1 protein-coding gene is annotated in these 1295 nt (G+C 55.2%); it reads right to left on the bottom strand.

Annotated elements, in window-relative coordinates; all coding sequences use genetic code 11:
* Positions 1–1205 (bottom strand): ATP-binding protein (locus DWW12_RS09675; RefSeq protein WP_158564443.1); only part of this gene is annotated, 1205 nt, incomplete at its 3' end.
* Positions 1206–1295 lie beyond the last annotated feature (90 nt).

Here is a 1295-nt window from a genome sequence, read left to right as displayed (position 1 = left end):
GAACCAAACCCGATGATTACGACTTTCGAAACTGGCGGGTTGTTTCCGGCGGCAACCATACGCTTCTCGACAGCAATAAGGCTGTCAGACGCCTCTTCGATTTGGGCGGAGCTGAGCTTGATTTCGACCGGGATCCACGTTCCACCGGGAGCCGCAATGACTGCATCGACTTCTAGATCGCGAGAATCGTGATAGTGATAGAGGCCCATTCCATTTGCCTGCGCATAAACCCACAAATCATGAAGGGCCAACGATTCAAAAAGCAGCCCAAGCGTCTTGAAATCTAGCAGCAATGTCGCCGGAGTCGCTCCGAGCGCAGCGGCCGCCAGTGACGGATCAGCGAGATGATGCTTCTTCGATTCTCTTAAGTGCACGGGAGATCTCATTGCGGGGTTCCATGCGGGAATATCGCGAACGAAACTAACCCGAGCGAGAAGGGATATATATGATGCCGCCGTCTGTCTCGACACCTCTCCGCCAAGATCGGCTACGAGCGTCTTGAGTGTCGCCAAAGTGGATTCATTTCGCGCAAGCGATTCGATGACGGCTTTGACCTTTTCGGGATCGCGGCGAGAGCCGTCGACACGAGACAAATCTTCTTCGGCGACTATGCCGATGTAACGTTTCGCCATCGCCGACGCAGCCAGCGCATCGCGACCGACCGCCGCGGGCCATCCGCCACGGACAACGCACTCGGCAATCGAGGCGGAATCCAGCGATCCGAAAGCGCCATTGAACTTTTCGCCAGAAATAATGCCCGACAGCTTAACCGCGCCGCTGGATTTCCCAAGCTCGAAAAGCGTCATGGTATCCATGCGCAATTTAGCGAACCTTCCAGCGCCACTGTGCATCGGCCGTTCGTCGTCTCGCGGCGTCGCCGACCCCGTAAATATGAACTGGCCAGGCTCGCCGCCGCGGTTGTCGCACTCAAACCGCGCCGCGTCCCAAAGTTTCGGAACCTCCTGCCATTCATCGATCAGCCGCGGCACCTCGCCTGCAACGGCAAGCGCCGGGTCAGTCTCGGCACGCAAGCGATTCTCGAAGTTGCGGGACGGGTCCATGAGAAGGAGCCTGGACGCCGCACGGGTCCCGGCCGTGGTCGTCTTTCCGCACCATTTCGGTCCTTCGATGAGAACGGCGCCGAATATACCCAGCAGCTGGTCAAGCTCATTTTCGATAATTCTAGTGTAGTACTTCTTTGGCATAATTATCACCATTGTTTACCAGTACATTTAACCAAATATACAGTTACTATTTAACCAAATATCAATTCTTTGGTTAACCATATTTACGCA

The organism is Collinsella sp. AF14-35 (genome assembly GCF_003464565.1).
Classification (GTDB): Bacteria; Actinomycetota; Coriobacteriia; order Coriobacteriales; family Coriobacteriaceae; genus Collinsella.
This window is presented reverse-complemented; position numbering and strand designations above follow the sequence as displayed.